General features: G+C 73.4%; 20 protein-coding genes. 10 read left to right on the top strand and 10 right to left on the bottom strand.

Annotation, left to right across the window (positions count from 1 at the left end; translation table 11 throughout):
• Positions 1 to 70: 70 nt before the first annotated feature.
• A complete protein-coding gene (locus ACFYS8_RS09725) occupies positions 71 to 232 on the top strand; it encodes a hypothetical protein (RefSeq protein WP_387638209.1) in 162 nt (53 codons plus the stop codon).
• Between the two features lie 216 nt (positions 233 to 448).
• Positions 449 to 2,572, top strand: coding sequence for a tetratricopeptide repeat protein (locus ACFYS8_RS09720; RefSeq protein ID WP_387638206.1), 2,124 nt, complete (start codon positions 449 to 451; stop codon positions 2,570 to 2,572).
• A gap of 70 nt (positions 2,573 to 2,642) precedes the next feature.
• On the opposite strand, the gene ACFYS8_RS09715 is transcribed toward ACFYS8_RS09720, so the two are convergent.
• From ACFYS8_RS09715 to ACFYS8_RS09685, 7 genes are all read right to left on the bottom strand, one after another.
• The gene (locus ACFYS8_RS09715; protein WP_387638204.1) at positions 2,643 to 4,328 is read right to left on the bottom strand and encodes a hypothetical protein; all 1,686 of its coding nucleotides are present in this window, start codon (positions 4,326 to 4,328) and stop codon (positions 2,643 to 2,645) included.
• 39 nt (positions 4,329 to 4,367) lie between these two features.
• Positions 4,368 to 5,471, bottom strand: coding sequence for an acyltransferase family protein (locus tag ACFYS8_RS09710; protein ID WP_387638201.1), 1,104 nt, complete (start codon positions 5,469 to 5,471; stop codon positions 4,368 to 4,370).
• Positions 5,472 to 5,535: 64 nt separating this feature from the next.
• Positions 5,536 to 6,180 (bottom strand): response regulator, encoded by a 645-nt coding sequence (locus ACFYS8_RS09705; protein WP_387638198.1) that lies wholly within the window; start codon positions 6,178 to 6,180, stop codon positions 5,536 to 5,538.
• A complete protein-coding gene (locus ACFYS8_RS09700; protein ID WP_387638195.1) occupies positions 6,132 to 7,409 on the bottom strand; it encodes a sensor histidine kinase in 1,278 nt (425 codons plus the stop codon). The genes ACFYS8_RS09705 and ACFYS8_RS09700 overlap by 49 nt, the downstream gene beginning before the upstream one ends.
• Positions 7,406 to 8,179 (bottom strand): CPBP family intramembrane glutamic endopeptidase, encoded by a 774-nt coding sequence (locus ACFYS8_RS09695; RefSeq protein WP_387638192.1) that lies wholly within the window; start codon positions 8,177 to 8,179, stop codon positions 7,406 to 7,408. Before ACFYS8_RS09695 ends, ACFYS8_RS09700 begins: the two co-directional genes overlap by 4 nt.
• Positions 8,180 to 8,299: 120 nt before the next feature.
• Entirely contained in the window at positions 8,300 to 8,536 is a 237-nt protein-coding gene (locus ACFYS8_RS09690; RefSeq protein ID WP_387638189.1) for a response regulator transcription factor, read from the bottom strand.
• Between the two features lie 34 nt (positions 8,537 to 8,570).
• Positions 8,571 to 8,774 carry a hypothetical protein gene (locus ACFYS8_RS09685; protein WP_387638186.1) on the bottom strand — a complete coding sequence of 68 codons (204 nt, stop codon included), beginning with the start codon at positions 8,772 to 8,774 and terminating at the stop codon, positions 8,571 to 8,573.
• A 313-nt stretch (positions 8,775 to 9,087) separates the two neighbouring features.
• Here ACFYS8_RS09685 and ACFYS8_RS09680 point away from each other — a divergent pair, with 313 nt between their 5' ends.
• The gene (locus tag ACFYS8_RS09680) at positions 9,088 to 9,510 is read left to right on the top strand and encodes a hypothetical protein (protein WP_387638183.1); all 423 of its coding nucleotides are present in this window, start codon (positions 9,088 to 9,090) and stop codon (positions 9,508 to 9,510) included.
• A 119-nt stretch (positions 9,511 to 9,629) separates the two neighbouring features.
• Entirely contained in the window at positions 9,630 to 10,124 is a 495-nt protein-coding gene (locus ACFYS8_RS09675) for a hypothetical protein (RefSeq protein WP_387638180.1), read from the top strand.
• Positions 10,125 to 10,135: 11 nt separating this feature from the next.
• On the opposite strand, the gene ACFYS8_RS09670 is transcribed toward ACFYS8_RS09675, so the two are convergent.
• Positions 10,136 to 10,456, bottom strand: a complete 321-nt coding sequence (locus ACFYS8_RS09670) for a hypothetical protein (protein WP_387638178.1) — start codon at positions 10,454 to 10,456, stop codon at positions 10,136 to 10,138.
• Between the two features lie 205 nt (positions 10,457 to 10,661).
• Between ACFYS8_RS09670 and ACFYS8_RS09665 the strand changes: the two genes are divergently transcribed.
• Positions 10,662 to 12,854: a germacradienol/geosmin synthase gene (locus ACFYS8_RS09665; protein ID WP_387638175.1), complete on the top strand. Its 2,193-nt coding sequence runs from the start codon at positions 10,662 to 10,664 to the stop codon at positions 12,852 to 12,854.
• Positions 12,855 to 13,005: 151 nt separating this feature from the next.
• On the opposite strand, the gene ACFYS8_RS09660 is transcribed toward ACFYS8_RS09665, so the two are convergent.
• Complete coding sequence (locus ACFYS8_RS09660; RefSeq protein WP_387638172.1) at positions 13,006 to 13,872, bottom strand: peptidase; 867 nt, start codon at positions 13,870 to 13,872, stop codon at positions 13,006 to 13,008.
• Positions 13,873 to 13,874: 2 nt separating this feature from the next.
• Entirely contained in the window at positions 13,875 to 15,197 is a 1,323-nt protein-coding gene (locus tag ACFYS8_RS09655; protein ID WP_387638169.1) for a VWA domain-containing protein, read from the bottom strand.
• A 95-nt stretch (positions 15,198 to 15,292) separates the two neighbouring features.
• On the opposite strand from ACFYS8_RS09655, the gene ACFYS8_RS09650 reads away from it, so the two are divergent.
• The 5 genes from ACFYS8_RS09650 to ACFYS8_RS09630 all read left to right on the top strand — a co-directional run bounded on the left by ACFYS8_RS09650 (position 15,293) and on the right by ACFYS8_RS09630 (position 20,297).
• Positions 15,293 to 16,123: an ATP-binding cassette domain-containing protein gene (locus ACFYS8_RS09650; protein ID WP_387638166.1), complete on the top strand. Its 831-nt coding sequence runs from the start codon at positions 15,293 to 15,295 to the stop codon at positions 16,121 to 16,123.
• A complete protein-coding gene (locus ACFYS8_RS09645) occupies positions 16,120 to 16,770 on the top strand; it encodes an ABC transporter (protein WP_387638163.1) in 651 nt (216 codons plus the stop codon). The genes ACFYS8_RS09650 and ACFYS8_RS09645 overlap by 4 nt, the downstream gene beginning before the upstream one ends.
• Before the next feature lie 102 nt (positions 16,771 to 16,872).
• Positions 16,873 to 17,376 carry a DUF1269 domain-containing protein gene (locus ACFYS8_RS09640; protein WP_387638161.1) on the top strand — a complete coding sequence of 168 codons (504 nt, stop codon included), beginning with the start codon at positions 16,873 to 16,875 and terminating at the stop codon, positions 17,374 to 17,376.
• Between the two features lie 75 nt (positions 17,377 to 17,451).
• On the top strand, positions 17,452 to 18,789 hold the full coding sequence (locus ACFYS8_RS09635) for an FtsW/RodA/SpoVE family cell cycle protein (protein WP_387638159.1): 1,338 nt from the start codon (positions 17,452 to 17,454) through the stop codon (positions 18,787 to 18,789).
• Positions 18,790 to 18,875: 86 nt separating this feature from the next.
• Complete coding sequence (locus ACFYS8_RS09630; RefSeq protein ID WP_387638876.1) at positions 18,876 to 20,297, top strand: penicillin-binding transpeptidase domain-containing protein; 1,422 nt, start codon at positions 18,876 to 18,878, stop codon at positions 20,295 to 20,297.
• Positions 20,298 to 20,358 lie beyond the last annotated feature (61 nt).

The following is a 20,358-nucleotide window of genomic DNA, read 5'->3' as shown; positions in this document are numbered from 1 at the left end:
GCGCTCGGGCGGTGCCGGCGCCGGACGAGAAGCAGAAGGTCTACCCGCTGGACGCCGACGGGCTGCTCCCGTGGCAGGACGGTCACCGGCTGCGGCGGACGAAGCCCGCGCCCGGGCACACCTGGCGGCACGGGTCTACGGCGGGCTGTTCCCGCTCGCGGAGGTGCGCAACACCTTGATGGAGGTGTTCAGCCGCGACCCGGAGAGCCACGACGGGCGGCTGGACAGCTAGGGCGCGCTGTTCGCGCTCACCGTGGACGACTCCGGGTCGGTGCTGGCCGATTCCACCGTCATCTCGACCTGCGGCTGGGCGGTCGGCCGGACCGCTGCCGGGGCCGGGGGCCGGGAAGGCGTGCTGACGGAGGGTGGTGTGCAGGCTACCGTTGGGCGCGTCGGGTGGAGTGGGCGGAGGCCGTCGTCTTCGCGCACGGTACTGAGGGGTGGGGGCATGATCGATCCGCTGTCGGTCTCGGCGGTCGCGGGGGTGCTGGGCACGATCGGCTCGGCGATGGCCGGGGAAGCCGGGAAGTGGGCCTGGGAGTCGATCGGGAACCTGGCCCAGCGGGTGACCGGCCGTCAGCTCGCGGCGCCCTCCGGGGCCGAGGAGCGGGAGGAACTCGCCCGGCTGCTGGTCGAGGGGGCGCGGCGCGATCCGGCCCACGCCCAGGCGCTGGCCGCGTGGTTGACGGGCCTGGCCGACGGGGAGTCCGAGCAGGCCGACGCGGTGCCGCGGCTGCTGCCCGTCTCCACCCGGTACTTCACCGACCGCAAGGGGCCGCTCGCCGCGCTCGACAAGGAAGCCGGACGGAAGGCGGACGGCCGGCCCCGGCAGGTGCTCCTGCACGGCCCGGACGGCATCGGCACCAGCGCGGTGGCGATCCACTGGGGCGGCCGGGAGGCCCACCGGTTCCCCGACGGACAGCTGTACGCCGACCTGCGCGCCGGCGGACCGCAGGGCGCGGCCGACCCGGCCACCGTGCTGCGGCGCTTCCTGCAGAAGCTCGGCGTCCCCGCCGACCAGCTGCCCGCCACCGTCGAGGACCGGGCCGAACGGTTCGGGCAACTGCTCGCCGGGCGGCGGCTGTTGGTCGTCCTCGACCACGCGCACTCGGCCGCCCAGATGCGGCCGCTGCTCACCGCCGCCCCCGGCGTCGTCACCGTCATCACCGCGCGCCGCCCGCTGGCCGGGCTGGACGCGCTGAACATCCCCGTCGGACCGCTCGCCGACAAGGACGCCCGCCGGCTGCTCACCGACCTGGCCGGCAAACACGCCGTCACCGCCGCCAAGGCCGCCCTGCCCGGGGTGCTGGACCGCTGCGCCGGCTCACCGTTCGCGCTGCGCGCCGCCGCCACCGTGCTGGGCGAGACCGCGCCGCGGGCGCTCGCCGGGCAGGTCTTCGCCGACCCCGTGGAGGCCGCGACCGCCGACCGGTACGCCCGCCTCGCGCCGAACAGCGCCTCGGTGTACCGCAGTTGCGCGCTGCGCCGGTGGCCCGCGATCGGGCCGGCCGCCGCCGCGGCCGCCACCGGACTGACCGAGGCCGAGGCCGCCGAGGCGCTGGACGAACTCGCCGCCGCCGGACTGCTGGAGACCGCCTTCGACGGCCGCCACCGCTACCGCCCGGCCGTCCGCAGGCACGCCGAGGCAGCAGCCATTCGGGAGGACGGGCTCGCGGCCTGCGCAACTGCCGTGCGGCGCACCGTCGATCACTACCTGCGGCTCGCCGTCCGCGCCGACTACGCGGCGCTCCCGCAGCGCTGGCACCTCGGCCCGCTGTACGCGGAGCTCGGACCGGACGGCTACCCCGGCGAGGCCGAGGCGCTGGCGGCGCTCGGGGCGGAACTGCCCAACCTGGTGGAAGCCGTGGGCGCCGCCGAGGAGTTCGCCGCCCCCGACCTGGTCTGCCAGCTGGTCGAGGCGCTGTGGGCGGTCCAGTTGAAGGCCGGCCGGCACGACGAACTGCTGCCCGCGCTGCGGGCCGGTGCGCGGGCCGCATCCGCCGTACGGCCTCCGGTGGCGGCCCGGATGCACGTCCAACTCGCGCTGGCGCTCACCGAGTTGCAGGAGTACGGCGAGGCCGAGCAGCAGCTGGTGCTGGCCGCCGAGGTGGAGGAGTCGGACGGTCACCTGCGCGGGCAGGCCACCGCCGTGGAGACGCTCGGCCTGCTGCGGCTGCGCCAGTGGCGCTGGGCCGAGGCGCTGCAGTGCTTCGACCGGGCCGTCGGACTGCTCGACGGCATCGGGGACGGTGACAGCGGGCAGGCCGACCTGCCCCGGGCCCGCGCCCTGCTCGCCCGGCACCGCGGCCGGGCGCTGCGCGGACTGGGCCGGTTCGAGGAGGCCCGGGCGTCGATCGAGCAGGCGGTGGCGTTCTTCCGCGGCACCGGCGAGGCCTACAACACCGCCCGCGCGCTCACCGACCTGGTCCAGACGCTCATCGACCAGGGGCACGGGGCGCAGGCGCTGCCGCTGCTGGACGAGGCCGGGGTGCTGCTGGAGCGCGGCGGCGCGGTGTTCCACCTGGTGCCGCTCGCGGTGCTGCGGTCGCTGTGCGGCGGCGCGGGCGAGTGACCGAGTTGGGCGTCAACGGGGGCGAGTGACCGAGTTGGGCGTCAACGGGGGCGAGTGACCGAGCTGTGCGTCAGCGGGGCTGAGTGACCGTCACCCGGTGGATCGTGGTGCCGGTGCGGACGGTCAGGGTGCCGGTGGCCGGGCCGAGGGCGAGCAGGGCGGAGGCGGCGGTGGCTGGGTCGAGGCCGTCGAGGGAGGTCAACTCCAGGTTCGCGCCGGAGCGGTGGCGGGCCGTGCAGGTGGTCGGGCCGGTGATCTGGACGGCCAGGGTGCAGGAGGCGTGGCGGGACAGGGTGTGATCGGCCCAGGCGAGCGGCGGGTCGAGCCGGGGGTCGTCGAGGGTGCCGTGGCGGACGATGACGTCGGCGAGGGCCAGGGTGCCCGGGTCCAGGGTGTCCTCGTGGGCGACCAGGTGGGCGGTGCCGGGGCCCTCCGGTTCGTGGCGGGGAGCGGCGAACCGGCGTATCTCGACCGTGCCGTCCTTGCCGGCGTGGGCCAGCACCCGAACGGGTGCCGTCACCAGGGGCGGCTGGTGGGCGGGCAGGGGCAGCAGGTCGAGCAGTGCGGGGGCGGGCGGTTCGGGGAGGTCGAGGAGGCGGTGGAACAGCGCGCGCAGCAGACCGGCGGACTCGCCCGGGCGGGAGCTGGTCAGCTCGGCCGGTCCGGCCGGTGCCGTGCCGCGGGCGAGCAGCTCCGCCAACTGCGGGGCCAGCGCGGCGTGCAGGTCGAGCTTCGGGGCCTCGCGGACGAACGCGGCGACCTGGGAGCCGTCGTCGAGGACGGATGCGCCGGCCGCCGCCAGCACCACCGGGGTGCCGAGGGCCGCCGCGTAGTAGCTGACCGAGCCGAAGTCGCCGATCACGGCGTCCGCGGCGATCAGGGCCTGCCGCCAGTCCGCGACCGGGTCGACCAGCGTCACGCCCGCCCGGCGGGCCCCGTCGAGCCAGAGCCGGACCTGGCCGGGGCCGTGGCCGTGCCACACGTTGGGGTGCAGGACGACGGCGACCCGGTACTCGTCCAGCGGCAGCTCCGGCAGGCGGGAGAGCAGCAGCGGCAGTATGTCCTCCGCGCCGCCGTCGCCGAACAGCGAGGTGGGGTTCCAGGTCGAGTTGAGGACGATCAGGCGCTGGCCGGGGCGGACGCCGAACGCCCGGCGGAACGCGTCGCGGCGGGGGCGGGCCGCGAGGATGCGGTCGAAGCACGGGTCACCGCCGAGCACCGCCGTACCGGCCGCCTCCGGGCAGGCCGCCGCGAGCCGGTCGAGCTGATCGGGGTGGGACAGCACCAGTGCATCGGCGACCGGGACCCCGTCGTGGAGCAGCCACTCGCGCGAAAGCCCGAACACCGGCGCTCCGGTGTCCGGTGTCCGGTGTCCGGTGTCCGGTGTTGCCAGCTTCTTATTGTAGCCAACGCCGTGCGAGAGGACGATCAACCGGCTTTTGAGCTCGTGCAGTTGACCGCCGAAGCTGGCCGAGATCGCCAGCTCGGGGGCGAGCTCGAGGGCCTGCTCCCAGGGGACGACGGGGACGCCCAGGGAGTGGAGGAGTTCGGGCAGTCCGGAGCGGAACGGGGAGCTGCCTGGGCAGGTGGCGAGCAGTTGGACGCGCAGGTCGTCGCGGAACAGGCCGACCACGTCGAGCAGCCGCGTCGCCGAGGTGACGTTGTGTGCCACCAGCAGGACCCGCCGGCACTCGCCCCGGGTGGTCCACCGTGCGGAGTCGTCGCCGACCGGCACCCTGATCCACTCGCCCCGCAAACCGTTCCTCCGTGATCGTTCCACCACCGCCCCGGCAGCTTAGCGATCACGGGCGGGCGGCGGACCGGCTTCCGGGGACAGGCTCTGGCGACGCAGCAGCAGACCGAGTCGCGGGGCGAGCAGCGGCCGCAGCAGGCGGGCCACCGGGGGAGTGGACAGCAGCAGGGCGAGTGCGGCGGCCCCTGCGGTGAGGGCGAGGTGGCCCGGGGCGGAGGCGAGGAAGGCCCCGTCGTAGGCGCCCTGGTGGACGAGGGCGAGCTGGACGAACGGGTGCACCAGGAAGGCGGACATGCCGGCCGCGCCGAGCGCCGTGAACCAGGCGTGGCGGGTGGGCGTGAGGGCGAGGAAGGCCGCGCCGAGCACCGCCCCGGCGACGCCGAGGGCCAGTGAGAGGGCTGCCCAGCGCAGGTAGCCGGAGTGCAGGCCGGTGGCGCTCATGCTGCGGTACAGCCAGGCGGCGTCCAGGCGCGGCACCGCCCGGTACGCGGCGACGGCGGCGAGCGCGAACAGCGGGACGGCGGCGATCCGCAGGGCGCGGTTGCCGCGCAGGGCGAGGACCTTGTCGCGGTCGAGGGTGAGGCCGGCCACGAAGAACGGCAGGAACTGGAGGGTCCGGCCGATCGAGAGCTGCGGGGTGAGCGGCAGCGCCCCGGCGAGCAGCGCGATCGCGACGGCGACGGTGATCGGCGCGCGCAGCTGCCGCCACAGCGGTGCGCTCAGCCGCCACAGGAACAGGGACAGCAGGAACCAGGTGACCCAGGCGGGCGTGAGCAGGTCCAGGGTGAACGCCCGGCCGTTCAGCCACGCCGTGTACCGGCCGAGCAGCGTGGTCCACAGCAGGTAGGGCACCAGCACGCCGCCGATCAGCCGGTTCACCTGGTGCGGCCGGGCGGTGAAGGACCGGGAGAACCAGCCGGAGACGAACACGAACACCGGCATGTGGAAGGCGTACACCAGCAGGTACGCCGCGTGCACCGCCCGGTGCCCGGGCTGCCGGGCCAGCGGCTCCCAGAAGTGCCCGCAGACCACCAGGACCAGGGCCGGCAGTTTGGCGTTGTCGAAGAACGCCTCCCGGGCCCGGCCGTCCTGACCTGTGCCGATGGCGGGCGGCAGAGGCGGCGCGGGGGAGGGTTCGGCGAGCAAAGAGGCACTCCAGGTTCGGCGGTTCCTCAGGACCCTGCGAGCCCGACTGCGCGGCGCCAGGGCGTCAGCGCTTCAGATAGGCGAGGACGGCGAGCACGCGGCGGTTGGCGTCGGGGGTGTTGTCGATCCGGAGCTTGCCGAAGATCGCGGCGGTGTGTTTGGCCACCGCGCTCTCGCCGATGTGCAGTTCGGCCATCACCGCGGCGTTGGAGCGGCCCTCGGCCATCAGGCGCAGTACGTCGAGTTCGCGGGGCGACAGGTCGGCGGTGGTGCCGCGGGCGGTGGAGCGGGCCATCAGGCGGGCGATCACCTGCGGGTCCATCACGGTGCCGCCGGAGGCGACGGTGCGGACGGCGTCGACGAACTGTGCGGTGTGGGTGACCCGGTCCTTGAGCAGGTAGCCGACCGCGCCCTCCCCGTCGGCGAGCAGTTCCTGCGCGTACAGCTGCTCCACGTACTGGGACAGCACCAGCACCGGCAGGGCGGGCCGTTCGCGGCGGACGGTCAGCGCGGCCTGCAGGCCCTCGTCGGTGTGGGTGGGCGGTAGGCGGATGTCGACGACGGCCACGTCGGGGCGCAACTCGCGCAGGGCGCGCAGCAGTTCGGGGCCGTTGTCGACGGCGGCGACGACCTCGAAACCGTGTTCGGCGAGGGTGCGGCTCAGGCCGTCACGGAGGAGGAAGAGGTCTTCGGCGAGGACGACGCGCACGGGAGCTCCAGGGTCGCGGTGGTCGGTCCGCCCGGCGGGCTGACCAGGGCGAGGGTGCCGTCGAAGGCGGCCAGTCGGCGGCGCACCCCGGCCAGGCCGCTGCCGCGGGCCGGGTCGGCGCCGCCCCGGCCGTCGTCGGTGACGGTGGCGCGCAGCAGGCCGTCGGCGCAGCGCAGTCGTATCCGCACGGTGCGGCCGCCGGAGTGCTTGCCGGCGTTGGCGAGCAGTTCGGCGACCGCGAAGTAGGCGGCGCCCTCGACGGCGGCGGGCAGCCGGCCGGGCAGGTCGGCGTCCACCTCGACGTCCAGGAAGGCGTCCAGGGCGAGCGAGCGGACGGCGTCGGGCAGGCCGCGGTCGGCGAGTACCGGCGGGAGGATGCCGTGGACCAGGTCGCGCAGCTCCTGCAGGGCCCGCTCGGAGCTGGCCCGGACTTCGCCGAGCAGCCGGCGGGCGGCGGCCGGGTCGCTGTCGACCAGCCGGTCGGCTTGGTCGAGGGTCAGGCCGAGGGCGACCAGCCGGGCCTGCGCGCCGTCGTGCAGGTCGCGTTCGATCCGGCGCAGTTCGGCGGCCTGGGTGTCGAGGGCGTCGGCCCGGCTGTCCGTCAGCTGGCCGATCCGGCGCTCCAGCCGGGTCGCGTACGGGTCGCCCAGCAGCTTGCCGGTCCACTCGCCGTAGCGGACCAGCACCGGGACGGTCAGCCACAGGCCCCCCGCGACGAAGGCCAGGCCGAGCGCGGCGGCGGCGAGCGCGGTGCCGGTGGACTCCACCGGGACGAAGGCGTACCAGTTGTCCGGGCCGAGGTACTGCCAGATGAACGGCTGCACCAGCGCGCCGAACAGACCGAAGCCGACCAGCGTCGGCGGGACGGCGACCAGCAGGCCGGTGCTCCACGGGCCGAAGCAGGACCAGGCGAGGTCGCGCCAGAAGGCGTGCGAGCCGAGCACCGCCACCGCCCGGCCGGTGACGGTCGGGGCGGTGGGCAGCGGTTCGGGATCGTCGAGCACGGTGCCCGTCCAGCGGGCGGTGCGGTCGCGTTCGCGGTCGCTGCCGCGGCGCAGCAGGCCGGCCGCGGACGGCAGGAGCAGCAGACCCAGGCCGACCGGCAGCAGTGTCAGCGCGCCGAGCGCCGCGAGCCCCCGCAGTGACGTCACCAGGGCGTCCAGCGAGAGTCGTTGGCAGCGGGCCAGGGCGACCAGTGGTCCCCGGAAGCGCATCTGTCGGTCCGTCATGTCGTCGCGAGCCTATCCGCCCGGGCCGGGCGGCGGTCGGCCAGGACCCAGGGCAGCGCGACCAGCACGCTCGCCGCGCCGAACAGCAGCATCGGCTCCACCGCGCCGGACTCCTCGTCCAGGAACAGCAGCATGCCCAGGTTCACCAGGGTGTGGAAGCCGCCGGCGAGCAGCAGCCGGTGGGCGCCGATCCGCTCCCAGGCCAGGCCCAGCAGCACCGACATGGCGACGGTCGCCGCCAGGAACCCGGCCGCGTACGCCGGGGCCTGCGCGAACACCTGCACGTGCCAGGCGCCCCAGAGCAGACCGACCGCGGCGGACGAACCGAGCGGGCCGAAACGGGTGCGCAGCAGCGGCTGCAGCAGGCAGCGCCAGCCGATCTCCTCGCCGCAGGCGCCCACGAACTGGGCGACCACCACCACGCCGAACGGGGCGGCCAGCGAACCCGGGTTGCGCACCGGGACACCGCCGTGCAGCAGCAGGGCGCCGGCCACCGCCAGCGCGGTGATCGCCACGGCGCTGAGCAGCAGCGCCCCGCGCGGGCCGCGTGCCCCGCCGGCCGTCAGCAGGCCCCATACCTGCGACGGCCGCATCAGGGCGACCGCGGCCACGCCCAACGCCGGTCCGAACTGGGTCAGTTGGAGGACTTCATCGGGCAGTCCGGTGAGCGGCTGGACCGCGCCCAGCAGGCCGGCGGCCGGAAAGGCCACCGCGAGGAAGAGCGCGGCGGGGCCGAACCAGCCGGTCCGGGTGGCCCGGGTGTTCCGCATGGGAGTTCGCCTCTCGATCGGGATCGTCGTGTCACCCATGACGATCCCGGGCGGCGCTTCTCGTGCCATTGCAGCCACCTGCCCGGCCGGGGTGCACCTAGCTGCACCCCTCGCCCCTTCCTAGGCGGCTGCCGGCGTGGGCAGCCGGGAGGCCAGCAGCGCGAGCTGGACCTGCGAGCTGACACCGGACTTGGCGCGGATCCGGCGCAGATAGGTGTCCACGGTGTGCGGGCTGAGCCCCAGCCGGCGGGCGATCGTCGCATAGCTGGCGCCCTCGCCGACCAGGTGCAGGACCTGGAGCTCGCGGCGGCTGAACCCGACGGTGGCAGCGGGGTGCTGGACGGTGGAGGTGTGCATGGAGAACTCCCGGAGGTCGAGGTGGCAGCGGGGGTCAGTTCCAGGGCTTGCAGAGGGGGGTCTCGCAGGCGCCGCCCCACGAGGTGTCGCCGTCCAGCGGGGTGTCCGGCAGGTCGACCGTCACCTGCTGCTGCAGCGTGGTGGAGCCGGTCGGGGCGGCGGTGTCGGCGGAGGCCGGGGAAACGGCGGCGAACAGGGCCGCGGCGGTGACGGCGGCGAGGGCGAGGGCGCGCTTCATGGGGGCCTCCGAGGGCGGTTGTGGGGTGGGGAGCGGGCCGGTCGGGCGGTGCTGCCCGGTGCTGCTCGGCCTGCATCCAGCATGTCCGCCGGGCCGCCGCCGGACCACCGGGTGGCCACCTCATCAACTGCGCTGGCAGCAAAGTGACCAGGGGGCGAAACAGGTCAAATCGGTTGAAAGGCCATGTCCTGCCGGATGGTTGTACGGGGTCGGGTGTCACGCGATCTCGTGACTGTCCATCAGGTTTGGGAGCGGCCCAGGATGGTTCGGCGGTGCCCGAGACGGCTCGGCGCCCGCTCCGGAGGGGGCAGTCGTGCAGTGGTACGAAGGGGAGGACCGGCGGTCCCCCGAACCTGACGGCCAGGTCGTCGAGTTGGCGGCCTTCCTGCGGGGCGGCACCGCCCGCTCCGGGCCGGCGCTGATGTGGAGCGAGCAGGAACCGGCCCCGGACTGCTCTGCCGATGCGCTGGCCGCCGCCCTGGAGCGGGAGTTGGCCCGCCCCGTCCTGGCCGTCCCCGACCGCCTCGCCGGACCGTGGCAGCACGGCCAGGTCGCCGTGCTGCTGGTGCAACGGCGCGGCGCCGCGGCGGTCCAGCTGAGCCCGCCCCCCGGCTCCGCCGCCGGCCGCAGCACGCTGCGCCTGCGCGCCGCCCAGTGCCTGCTGGTGCCTGCCGACTGGAGCTACCGCCTCGACCCCGGCAGCCCCGTCCGGCCGCTCGTGCTCGCGCTGCCCTGACGCCCCGTCGGCCTCTTCGGCGGCGGAAGATACCCTGCGCTTGGTGTACGAAGATCGAACTGCGGTTCGGAGCGTGCACTGCTCGGCCCGGACGACGTGAAGACCCTGGAGGCATTCGGATGAGCGACTGGCACCCACCGGCCCCGCCCGGCCTCCGTACCGGCCCACTGCCGCAGCGCTCTGCGTTCGGGCTGCGGCTCCAGTTCGCGCTGCAGTGGTTCTGGCTGCCGATCCGGGTCCTCTGGGACTTCCTGGACGGCTCGGTGGCGCTCGACGGCACGGCCGAGCCCGGTGCGTCCAAGTTCGTTCTCACGCCGAGCCGTTACCGCCTGGAGCGGCACGGCACCCGCGAGGAGTGGGAGGCGTGGGCCGCGCGGGCGCTCGACCGGGGCATCGAACGGGAGCTGGCCAGGGTGCGGTCGCGGCTGGAGCACAACAAGAAGTACCGCTACAAGTACAAGGGCAAGGACTTGATGCCCAGGACGAGCATCCGGCGGCGTTACTACCGGGGCATCGGCCTCGACGGGCTGGCCGCCCTGGCCGCAAGCCGCGGCTGGCAGGTCGACTGGAGCAGCGACCTGGCGGAGGCCCGGATCTTCCAGCCACAGGCCTGACGGGCGGTGCGTCAGTCGTCCTCGAACGGTTCCTCGCTGAAGCGGAACCATGCCTGCGGCGGCTCGATGTGCAGCAGGAACTCGGCGACCGGGCCGTCCGGGGCGTGCAGGGTGCAGTTCTTCGTCAGCGCGGTGTAGAACGGGTCCCACGCCTCCCACTCCTCGGCCTCGACCAGCCGAAGGCTCTCGGCGAACCCGGGCTCGGCTGCCGGCCAGCCCGGGCCGGGCAGGAAATCGCCGGACAGCCACGGGAAGTCGGCTTCGGTGATGCGGATCTCGCCGACCAACTCCTCGCCGCGCAGCAGGCGCCAGGTCTCGTCGGTGAACGCCATGCGAGGCTCCAAGGGGCGGGGGAGGCGGGCGGTGACAGTCTGGCGGAGGGGTCCGACAGCACCCAATGTCACGCGATCGTCCCCGAGTTCACTCGTACGAGTGGTTTGTGGCGTCGGGGCGGCGGAGCCGGGTAGCGGTGACCGAGGGTCGGAGGGCTCGTTAGGCATCGCGCCGATCTCTGTCGTCGAAAAGGGGCGGGACCCAGTGGCTCAGCCGTTCGAACTGCCGGACTTCTACGTGCCGTACCCGGCGCGCATCAACCCGCACTACGAGAAGGCGCGGGTGCACACCAAGGAGTGGGCACGCGACTTCGGCATGCTGGAGGGATCGGGCATCTGGGAGGAGCACGATCTCGACTCGCACGACTACGCGCTGCTCTGTTCCTACACCCACCCCGACTGCGACAGCGAGGCACTCGACCTCGTCACCGACTGGTACACCTGGGTCTTCTTCTTCGACGACCACTTCCTGGAGATCTTCAAGCGCACCCTCGACCGCGAGGGCGGCAAGGCCTACCTGGACCGGCTGCCCGCCTTCATGCCGATGGACCTCGCCGACGGCTTCCCCGATGCCACCAACCCGGTCGAGGCGGGCCTGGCGGACCTCTGGCAGCGCACCGTCCCGCACATGTCGGCCGACTGGCGGGCCCGGTTCGCCGAGTCCACCCGGAACCTGCTGAACGAGTCCCTCTGGGAGCTCTCCAACATCAACGAGGGCCGGGTCTCCAACCCCGTCGAGTACATCGAGATGCGCCGCAAGGTCGGCGGCGCCCCCTGGTCGGCCGGTCTGATCGAGTACGCCGCACACGCCGAGGTGCCCGAGGCGGTCGCGTACTCCCGTCCGCTGCGGGTCCTGCGCGACGCCTTCTCCGACGGCGTGCACCTGCGCAACGACCTGTTCTCGTACGAGCGCGAGATCCAGGAGGAGGGCGAACTCTCCAACGGCGTCCTGGTGCTGGAGACCTTCCTCGGCTGCTCCACCCAGCAGGCCGCGGACGCGGTAAACGACCTGCTGACGTCCCGCCTCCAGCAGTTCGAGAACACCGCGCTCACCGAACTCCCCGGCCTGTTCGCCGAACACGCGCTGAACCCGGAGGAGATCGCCCGCGTCCTGGCCTACGTCAAGGGCATGCAGGACTGGCAATCCGGCGGCCACGAATGGCACATGCGCTCCAGCCGCTACATGAACGGCGGCGGCGCGGCAGCCCCCGTCCTCGGCCCCAAGGGCCTCGGCACCTCCGCCGCCAACATCCGCCTCGCGGCGGGCATCCGCGGCCTGCGCAGCTTCGCCCACACCCCGCACCGCAAGGTCGGGCCCTCGCGGATGCCCGACTTCCCGATGCCGTACGCCGTCTCGCTCAACCCGCACCTGGACGCCTCCCGCGAGAACGTCATCGACTGGGCCCGCGAGTTCGGCCTGCTCGACCCGGAGCCCGGCGTCCCCGCCTCCGACATCTGGAACGAACAGAAGCTCCGCGACTACGACTTCCCGCTGTGTGCCGCCGGCATCGACCCCGACGGCACCGCCGCCGAACTCGACCTCAGCTCCGCCTGGCTCACCTGGGGCACCTACGCGGACGACTACTACCCCCCGGTCTTCGGCCGCCCCCGCGACCTGGCCGGCGCGAAGGCCACCAACGAGCGGCTCTACGCCCTGATGACGCTCGACGGCAGCCTCCCCTTCGAGCCCCGCAACGCCCTGGAAGCCGGCCTCGCCGACCTCTGGCAGCGCACCAGCGCGCCCTTCTCCACCTCGGCCCGGGCCAAGTTCCGCAAGGCCGTCGGCGACATGATCGACAGCTGGCTGTGGGAGCTCGCCAACGGCGCGCAGAACCGCATCCCCGACCCCGTCGACTACATCGAGATGCGACGCGCCACCTTCGGGTCCGACCTGACGATGAGCCTGTCCCGGCTCGGGCGCGGCGAGACCATTCCCGAGGCGGTGTACGAGAGCGGCACCATGCGGGCGATCGAGAACTCGGCGGCGGACTACGCCTGCCTGGTCAATGACCTGCACTCGTACCAGAAGGAGATCGAGTACGAGGGCGAGTTCCACAACCTGGTCCGGGTGGTGGAGAACTTCTTCTCCTGCGACTACCCCGTCGCGGTGGACATCGTCGCGGACCTGATGGGCTCGCGGCTGAACCAGTTCCAGCACGTGGTGCAGGGTGAACTGCCCTTGCTGAAGCAGGACTTCGGTCTGGATGGCGAGGCGTCGGAGGCGATCGACGGGTACGTCCACGAGCTGGAGGACTGGATGGCCGCCGTGCTGCACTGGCACCAGCAGTGCCGGCGGTACACGGAGGACGTCCTCGAGCGGCACTTCGCACCCAGCGCGGCTGTCACGCCGGAGCTGGGGATGTCGGCGGTGCGGATCCTCGCGACGCTCAGGGGGTAGTGCGTGGGGAACTGCGCGACAAGCGCAAGCCACGTCCGCAAGGTCGCGAGCAGTGTTCAAGTCATTGCCTGCATCGCGATCTTGCGGTGGGGTGCCTTCCGCTGCGCGCAGTTCCCCGCGCCCCTGTATTCGCGCTCGCCTGCGTTCTTGCCTACTCCACCGGGTGGTGATGGTGGTGCGGCCGGTGCCCTCGCGGGTGGCGGGTGAGGGTGTAGCCGAGGACGCCGGCGAGGGCGGCGAGGATGCCGCCTGCGGCGGTCCACCACCAGCGGGTGTTCCAGCCGGAGAAGAGGTCGGAGTACCAGTGGGTCTCTTCCGCGGTGGGGGCCGCCGCGTACGCGGCACTCGCGCTGGGGGCGGGCGTCGCCGCCGGGCCGCTCGCGGTGGAGCCGGCGTTGACCGGCGGGACGAGCGGGGCCTTGAGCGAGCCGCCTTCGGGCTGGGCGTCGTTCAGGCCGCCGGTGGTGGCGACGTGCACGTGGACCTGGGAGGCGAGGCCGAGGTCCTGCTGCGGGATGTCGCTGGTGGAGAGCCGGATGTAGTAGGTGCCGGGCAGCGGGTCGCCGGACCAGGGCTCGGCCCAGGAGCGGATCTGCCGCAGGGTGCAGCTCAGGGCGATGGTGGTGGCGCTCTGTTCGGCGCTGCCGTTCTGCGGCCCTGCGGTGCAGGCCTGGCGGCGGCGCAGGCCGTCGAAGAGTTCGACGGTCCAGGTCTGTGCGCCGTGCCGGTCGGCGGCGTCCGGGAGGGTGACCTTGACCTGGACGGTGGCGGTCTGGCCCTCGGAGGCCGGGAACGCCCAGTACAGGTAGTCGCCGGTGGAGACCGGGACGTCCGCGTCCTGGCCGGCGGCCAGCGTGGTGGCGGTCAGGAAGCTGGTGCCGACCGAGTTGAGCACCGGCTTGGCGCTGCCGCTCGCGGACGGCGAGGGTGAGGGCGAAGCGGCGGTCGCGGCGGGGGCCAGCAGGAGCAGGCCGGTGAGCGCGGCGGCCGGGGCCGCGAGGGTGAAGAGCTTGCGCATGGTCAGTTCTCCCGCCAGACGGCGATCCGCCAGCGTGCCAGCCAGCCGAAGATCAGACCGGCGAGCAGGCCGGCCAGGGTGAGCACGCCGAGCAGGATCCAGCCGCGGCCGAGGCCCATCGCGGCGCCGTCGGGCGCGGGGGAGGCGGCGGAGACGTCGACGGTCAGTTCCAGCGGCAGGCCGGGGTCGGCGGCCTGGGCGGCGGCCTGGCCGGCGAAGGAGTTGCTGACGATCAGGCAGACGGTGCGGTCGGTGCTCGCCTTGGTGCCGGAACTCGGCGACGGGGACGCGGAGGTGTCGGGCGCGGACCAGCGGACGCCGGTGGACGCCACGTCGGTGCGGCCGGAGCCGGCGTCGCTGCCGCGGACCAGTTCCTGGCCGCTGCTGTCGGTGGCCTGCAGCAGGACCCCGTAGTCGCGGGCGACGGCCCGGTCGGGGGTGACGCTGACCGAGGCGCGCAGTTCCTGGCCGGCCTTCACCGGCACCCGGTACACCCGGTGCTCGGAGAACTTCTCCCGGTCGCTGTACACGCCGGGCGCCAGGATCGGCGCGTTGGTGCACTGTTCGGCGCCGGTCACCTTGGCGGGGGTGACGGTGTGGGTGTCCTGGGCGCGGGTGACGATCTGCTTGACGCGGGTGGTCAGCTGTTCCTGGGTGCGGACGTCGGTGAAGGTGCCGCCGGTCGCGTTGGCGATGCACAGCAGCTGCTGGCGGGTCTTGTCGTCGTGCGCCAGGCCGAGGGTGTCGACCACCAGGTGGATGCCCTGGCTGGCGAGTTCGCGGGCCACGTCGCACGGGTCGGGCGGGGCGCAGGTGTCCTCGCCGTCGGTGATCAGCACGATCCGGCGGGTGGTCGGGCCGGTGCCGAGGTCCTGGGCGGCGGCGCGCAGCGCCACGCCGATCGGGGTCCAGCCCGTCGGGCGGACGGTGGCGACGGCGGTCTTGGCCTCGACCTTGTTGGTCTTGCCGACGGGGAAGAGCTGCTTGGTGTCCTTGCAGCCTTCCTTCTGGTCGGCGCCGGGGTAGGTCGCGCCGAGGGTGCGCAGGCCGAACTCGGTCTCGTCGGGCAGGGCGTCGATGACCTCGTTGATGGACTGCTGGGCGACCGCGATCCGGCTCTTGCCCTGGATGTCCGCGGTCCGCATCGACCCCGACCCGTCCAGGATGAGGTCGACCTTGGGCGCTTCGGTCGCGGCGGCGGGCGGGGCCCCGGGCTCGTCGGCGTACGCGGGGAAGCCGGCCAGCACCGTGGCGCCGACTATCGTCAGCGCCCCGAGCAGGGCGGCTCCGCGGGCCGTCCGTCGTTTCTTGGTAAGGGTGATCACCGCCGCATCCTATGAACCGTCAGTTCCAATCGCCCAATGCGCGTGGTGGGCGCGACGTACCCTGAACTGGTCGGCACAGCAGGCGGGGAGAGCGCATGACGGTGCGTCTGGCGGGCGTCGGAAAACGTTACGGGCGCGGGGGTCCGTGGGTCCTGCGGGAGGTCGGGCTGACGCTCCGTCCGGGTTCCCTGGTGCGGATCGAGGGCGCCAACGGCAGCGGAAAGTCGACGCTGCTGAAGCTGCTCGCCGGGATCGAGCGCGCCGGGCGGGGGACGGTCGAGGTGCCCGCGAGCCGGGCGTACGTCCCGGAGCGGTTCCCGCCCGCGCTGCCGTTCGACGCCCGTGGCTACCTGTGCCACCTGGGCCGGATCCGCGGCCTGTCCGACGGGGAGGCGCGGCGGCGGGCCGACCACTGGCTGGAGCGGTTCGGCATCGCCGGGTACGCGGGCACCCCGATCGGCCGGCTCTCCAAGGGGACGTGCCAGAAGGTCGCGGTGGCCCAGGCGATGCTCGCCGAGGCCGAGTTGCTGCTGCTGGACGAGGCGTGGACCGGGCTCGACCAGAACGCCCGCGGCGAACTCGACAGCGCGGTCGCCGAACGGGCCGCGGCCGGCGGCCTGGTGGTGTTCGTCGACCACGACCCGACCCGGCTGGCGGGCCTGACCACCGAGGGGCACCGGGTCGACGGCGGCACGCTGCACCCGATCCCGCTGCCGCGCGTCGAGGAGGGCGGGCCGCGCACCGCGGTCGTGGTCGAGGCCGAGTCGCTGCCCGAGTGGCTGCCGGGCCGGCCCGAACGCAAACCGTTGGCCGACGGCGCCACCCGGCTGGACGTGTCGGCCGCGCACTCCGACGCGTTGCTGCGCCGACTCCTGGCCAACCATCCGCCGGTGCACATCAGGTCCGTCCAGCAGGAGGCGTCATGACGGTGCGCATGCTGACGCGCTACCACCTGGAGCTGCTGGTGCGCTCGCAGCGCTGGCTGCCGCCCGGACTGGTGTACCTGCTGCTGATGGGCCTGGGTGTGTCGGGCGGCGACGAGGCACTGTCGGCGGCGGCGTTCTCGGCCGGTCTGCTGGTGCCGGTGACGGGTTGGCTGGTCCGGTCGGCGGTGACGGCGGAGCCCGCGCAGTCCCGGGCCTGCCTGGTGGCGGCCGCGGGCTGGCGGCGGGTGCACCTGTCGGCGCTGCTGGCGGCGGCGCTGGCCGGGCTGGCGCTGGGCGCGGCGGGCCTGGCGGCGGTGCTGCTGGTGGGCAGCGGCAGCTCCGGGCCGGCGGTGGCGGCCGGTCTGCTGGCCACCGTGGTGTGCGTGCTGACGGGCACGGCGGTGGGCGCGGTGTGCAACCGTCCGGTGGTGGCGGCCACGCAGTACGCGGTGCCGCTGGGGCTGGGCGCGATGGTGCTGGTGCTGCTGGTACCGGGCTCGCCCGCCAATGTGGTGGTGCGGGCGCTGGTGCTGGGCTCGCGGCAGCACACGCTGTCCGTTCCGTGGTGGACGTTCCCGGGCGCGGTGGCGCTGGCGGCCGCCGCCGGGTGGGCGGCGGTGGCGGTGGCGGAGCGCCGGGGCGAGTGAGCGCGGGGGAATCGGACACACCGCAGTAGATGGGATTAAATACCGCGAACCCTGGCTAGGGTGCTGGTGACGTGCCCGATGCCCTGCCGGAAGGACCCTGCTGTGAGCAACCTGTTTGCGATTGCCTACCCCGATGTCGCCACCGCGCAGAAGGTCCGGGACGAGCTGATCGGCCTGCAGAAGCAGCGGCTGATCGACCTGGAGGACATCGTGGTGGTCGAGCGCCGCGCGGACGGGAAGATCAAGCTCCACCAGGCGGTCTCCAACACCGGCCTGGGCGCGGCCTCCGGCGCCCTGTGGGGCGGCGTGATCGGCCTGCTGTTCCTGATGCCGGTGATCGGCGCGGCGATCGGCGGCGCGACCGGCGCCGCCGTCGGCGCCTCCACCGACACCGGCGTGGACGACAACTTCATGCGGCAGGTCGGTCAGAAGCTGGCCCCGGGCAGCGCCGCGGTGTTCGCCCTGGTGCGCACCGCCACCCAGGACAAGGTGATCCCGGCGGTCGCGCAGTTCGGCGGCGAGCTGATCCAGACCTCGCTGAGCCACGACGAGGAGGAGCACCTGCGGGAGATCGCCCGCGCGGCGAACCCCACGTCCACGCTCTGACGCTGCCTCAACGCTGTACGGCGGGGTCGCTCGGTACCCCGCCGTCCCTGCCCTTCGAGTTGGCGAGGACGCCCGGTGGCCACTGACTACGCGATCCTCGTGGCCGGCGCGCGGCGGCCCCGGCGGTGGACCGAACTGCTGCTGGTGGTGGCCGCGGTGGGGATCGCGGTGTTCGGGTACGTCGAGGTGGGCGTCAACATCGACGGCAAGGCGCCGCCGGACGCCGCCCAGTACGGCGCCGCGTTAGGGGTGCTGGCGCTGCTCGCGCACGGCGCGGTGCGCTGGCGGGCGAAGTGGGCGGACCCGCTGCTGCTGCCGATCGCGGTGCTGCTGAACGGCATCGGGCTGGTCGTCATCTACCGGCTGGACCGCAACACCCCGCACCACGAGGCCGCCCCCACCCAGCTGTTGTGGTCCACCCTCGGGGTGGGCCTGTTCATCGCGGTGCTGCTCCTGCTGCGCGACCACCGCTGGCTCCAGCGCTACGCGTACCTTGGCGCGTTCGTGGCGCTCGTCCTGCTGGTGCTGCCGGTGTTCTTCCCGCCGGTGTACGGCTCGCGGATCTGGATCACGCTGGGCCCGCTGTCCTTCCAGCCCGGCGAGTTCGCCAAGGTGCTGCTGGCGATCTTCTTCGCCGCCTACTTGGCGCAGCACCGCGACTCGCTCGCCCTGACGGGCCGCAAGGTGCTGTGGTTCCGGCTCCCGCTCGGCCGGGTGTTCGGGCCGGTGCTGCTGATCTGGGCGGCGTTCGTCGGCGTGCTGGTGCTGGAGACCGACCTCGGCACCTCGCTGCTGTTCTTCGGCCTGTTCGTGGTGATGCTGTACGTGGCCACCGCCCGCACCGGCTGGATCGTCATCGGCCTGCTGCTGTCGGCCGTCGCCGCCGTCGGGGTGGGCTGGTTGTCGCCGCACGTGCACAGCCGGGTCACCGCGTGGCTGCACCCGCTGGCCTCGATCGAGGCCGGGCAGGGCGCCAACCAGATCGCCCAGTCGCTGTTCGCGTTCGCCTGGGGCGGCGAGCTCGGCACCGGCCTCGGCCTCGGCCACTCGGCGCTGATCGGCTTCGCCACCAAGTCCGACTTCATTCTCGCCACCATCGGCGAGGAGCTCGGCCTGACCGGCCTGCTCGCGGTGTTCCTGCTGTACGCGCTGCTGGTCTCCCGCGGCTTCCGTACCGGCATCGCGCTGCGCGACCCGTTCGGGCGGCTGCTCGCGATCGGCCTGGCCGCGCTGGTCGCGATCCAGGTGTTCGTGGTGGCCGGCGGCGTGCTCGACCTGATCCCGCTGACCGGCATGACGCTGCCGTTCATCGCGCAGGGCGGGTCCTCGGTGGTCACCAACTGGATCATCGTGGCGCTGCTGGTGCGGATGAGCGACGTCGCCCGGCGCCCCGTCCCCGAGGAGGCGGCGTGAGGTTCACCCGCCCCGAGGGCACCAACGGCGGGCCGCAGGGCCTGCCCGGCATCTCCACCACCGGCCGCCGGGCCGCCACCTTCTGCATGCTGCTGATCATCGCGCTGGCCGTCCAGGGCACCCGGGTCCAGGTGTTCCAGAAGCAGGAACTCGACCACAACAGCGCCAACCAGCGCGCCACCATCCAGCGGTACGCGCAGCCGCGCGGCAACCTGATCGCCGGCCAGTCCGTCACCGGCTCGGTCGCCACCGGCGGCCGCCTGGCGTACAAGCGCACCTACACCGACGGCCCGCTGTACGCCGCCGTCACCGGCTACTCCTCGCAGCTCTACGGCAACACCCAGCTGGAGGGCGTCTACGACGACCTGCTTACCGGTACCGACCCCCGGCTGGCCGGCTGGGCGGTGTGGGACGCCATCACCCGCCACCAGCAGCCCGGCGGCGACGTGGTCACCACCATCGACCCGGCCGTGCAGCGCGCCGCCATGCAGGGGCTCGGCGGCCAGCAGGGCGCCGTCGCCGCGATCGAACCCGCCACCGGCCGGATCCTCGCGCTGGCCTCCACCCCCAGCTACGACCCCGGGGCGATCGCCGGCACCGGCTCCGCCGACCAGGCCACCTGGGAGAAACTCCAGGCCGACCCCGACCAGCCGATGCTCAACCGGGCGCTGCGGCAGATCTACCCGCCTGGCTCCACCTTCAAGGTGGTCACCGCCGCGGCCGCCCTCGCCAACGGCACCGTGACGGACATCCAGGCCCCCACCGGCGCGCCCTACCCGTACGTGCTGCCCGGCACCACCACCACGCTCAACAACGACACCAGCGGCTGCGACCAGGAAGGGCTGTCGCTGGACGAGGCGATGACGATGTCCTGCAACAGCGTGATGGGCTGGCTCGGCGTGCAGACCGGCCTCGACCGGATGGTCGCGATGGCGAAGAGCTTCGGCTTCGACGACGCCAGGCTCGACGTTCCCGTGCGGGCCGCCCGCTCCAACTTCGACACCACCATGAACAGCTCGCAGCTGGCGCTGTCCTCGATCGGCCAGTACAACACCGCCGCCACCCCACTGGTGATGGCCATGGTCGCCGCCGGGGCCGCCGCCGACGGGCGGGTGATGTATCCACAGCTTGTGGACAGGCTCACCAAGGCCGACGGCACCCAGGTCCAGCTGATGCGTCCCACCCTCTACCGGCAGGCCCTCGGGCCCGGCGTCGCCGCCGAGCTGCGCACGCTGATGGTGAACGTGGTGAACAACGGCACCGGCGGCAACGCGCAGATCCCCGGCGCCGAGGTCGGCGGGAAGACCGGCACCGCCGAGCACGGCGTCGACAACACCGGCACCCCGTACGCCTGGTTCATCGCCTGGGCCCGCCCGGCCGGCTCCACCGCCACTCCGCCGGTCGCGGTCGCCGTGGTGGTCGCCGACAGCCAGGCCACCGACGTCACCGGCGGAAAGCTGGCCGCGCCGATCGCCAAGGCCGTCATGCAGGCCGCCCTGAACCGGTGACCGCCGCAAGGCTTCAAGGTCGCATAGTTATGCAAAGCGGTGCATTTGATACAGTTCCTCC

It is taken from the genome of Kitasatospora sp. NPDC004615 (assembly GCF_042873545.1).
GTDB lineage: Bacteria > Actinomycetota > Actinomycetes > Streptomycetales > Streptomycetaceae > Kitasatospora.
Note: the sequence above shows the minus strand (reverse complement) of the source record. Positions and strands in the feature narration are given on the sequence as shown.

What these genes read in the sequence shown, in the direction of transcription:
- ACFYS8_RS09645 (WP_387638163.1), top strand. Translation starts at nt 16,120, where the DNA reads ATGACGGTGCGCATGCTGACGCGCTACCACCTGGAGCTGCTGGTGCGC.
- ACFYS8_RS09690 (WP_387638189.1), bottom strand. Translation starts at nt 8,536, where the DNA reads ATGCACACCTCCACCGTCCAGCACCCCGCTGCCACCGTCGGGTTCAGC.
- ACFYS8_RS09700 (WP_387638195.1), bottom strand. Translation starts at nt 7,409, where the DNA reads ATGACGGACCGACAGATGCGCTTCCGGGGACCACTGGTCGCCCTGGCC.
- ACFYS8_RS09675 (WP_387638180.1), top strand. Translation starts at nt 9,630, where the DNA reads ATGAGCGACTGGCACCCACCGGCCCCGCCCGGCCTCCGTACCGGCCCA.
- ACFYS8_RS09670 (WP_387638178.1), bottom strand. Translation starts at nt 10,456, where the DNA reads ATGGCGTTCACCGACGAGACCTGGCGCCTGCTGCGCGGCGAGGAGTTG.
- ACFYS8_RS09720 (WP_387638206.1), top strand. Translation starts at nt 449, where the DNA reads ATGATCGATCCGCTGTCGGTCTCGGCGGTCGCGGGGGTGCTGGGCACG.
- ACFYS8_RS09685 (WP_387638186.1), bottom strand. Translation starts at nt 8,774, where the DNA reads ATGAAGCGCGCCCTCGCCCTCGCCGCCGTCACCGCCGCGGCCCTGTTC.
- ACFYS8_RS09660 (WP_387638172.1), bottom strand. Translation starts at nt 13,872, where the DNA reads ATGCGCAAGCTCTTCACCCTCGCGGCCCCGGCCGCCGCGCTCACCGGC.
- ACFYS8_RS09650 (WP_387638166.1), top strand. Translation starts at nt 15,293, where the DNA reads ATGACGGTGCGTCTGGCGGGCGTCGGAAAACGTTACGGGCGCGGGGGT.
- ACFYS8_RS09630 (WP_387638876.1), top strand. Translation starts at nt 18,876, where the DNA reads ATGCTGCTGATCATCGCGCTGGCCGTCCAGGGCACCCGGGTCCAGGTG.
- ACFYS8_RS09695 (WP_387638192.1), bottom strand. Translation starts at nt 8,179, where the DNA reads ATGCGGAACACCCGGGCCACCCGGACCGGCTGGTTCGGCCCCGCCGCG.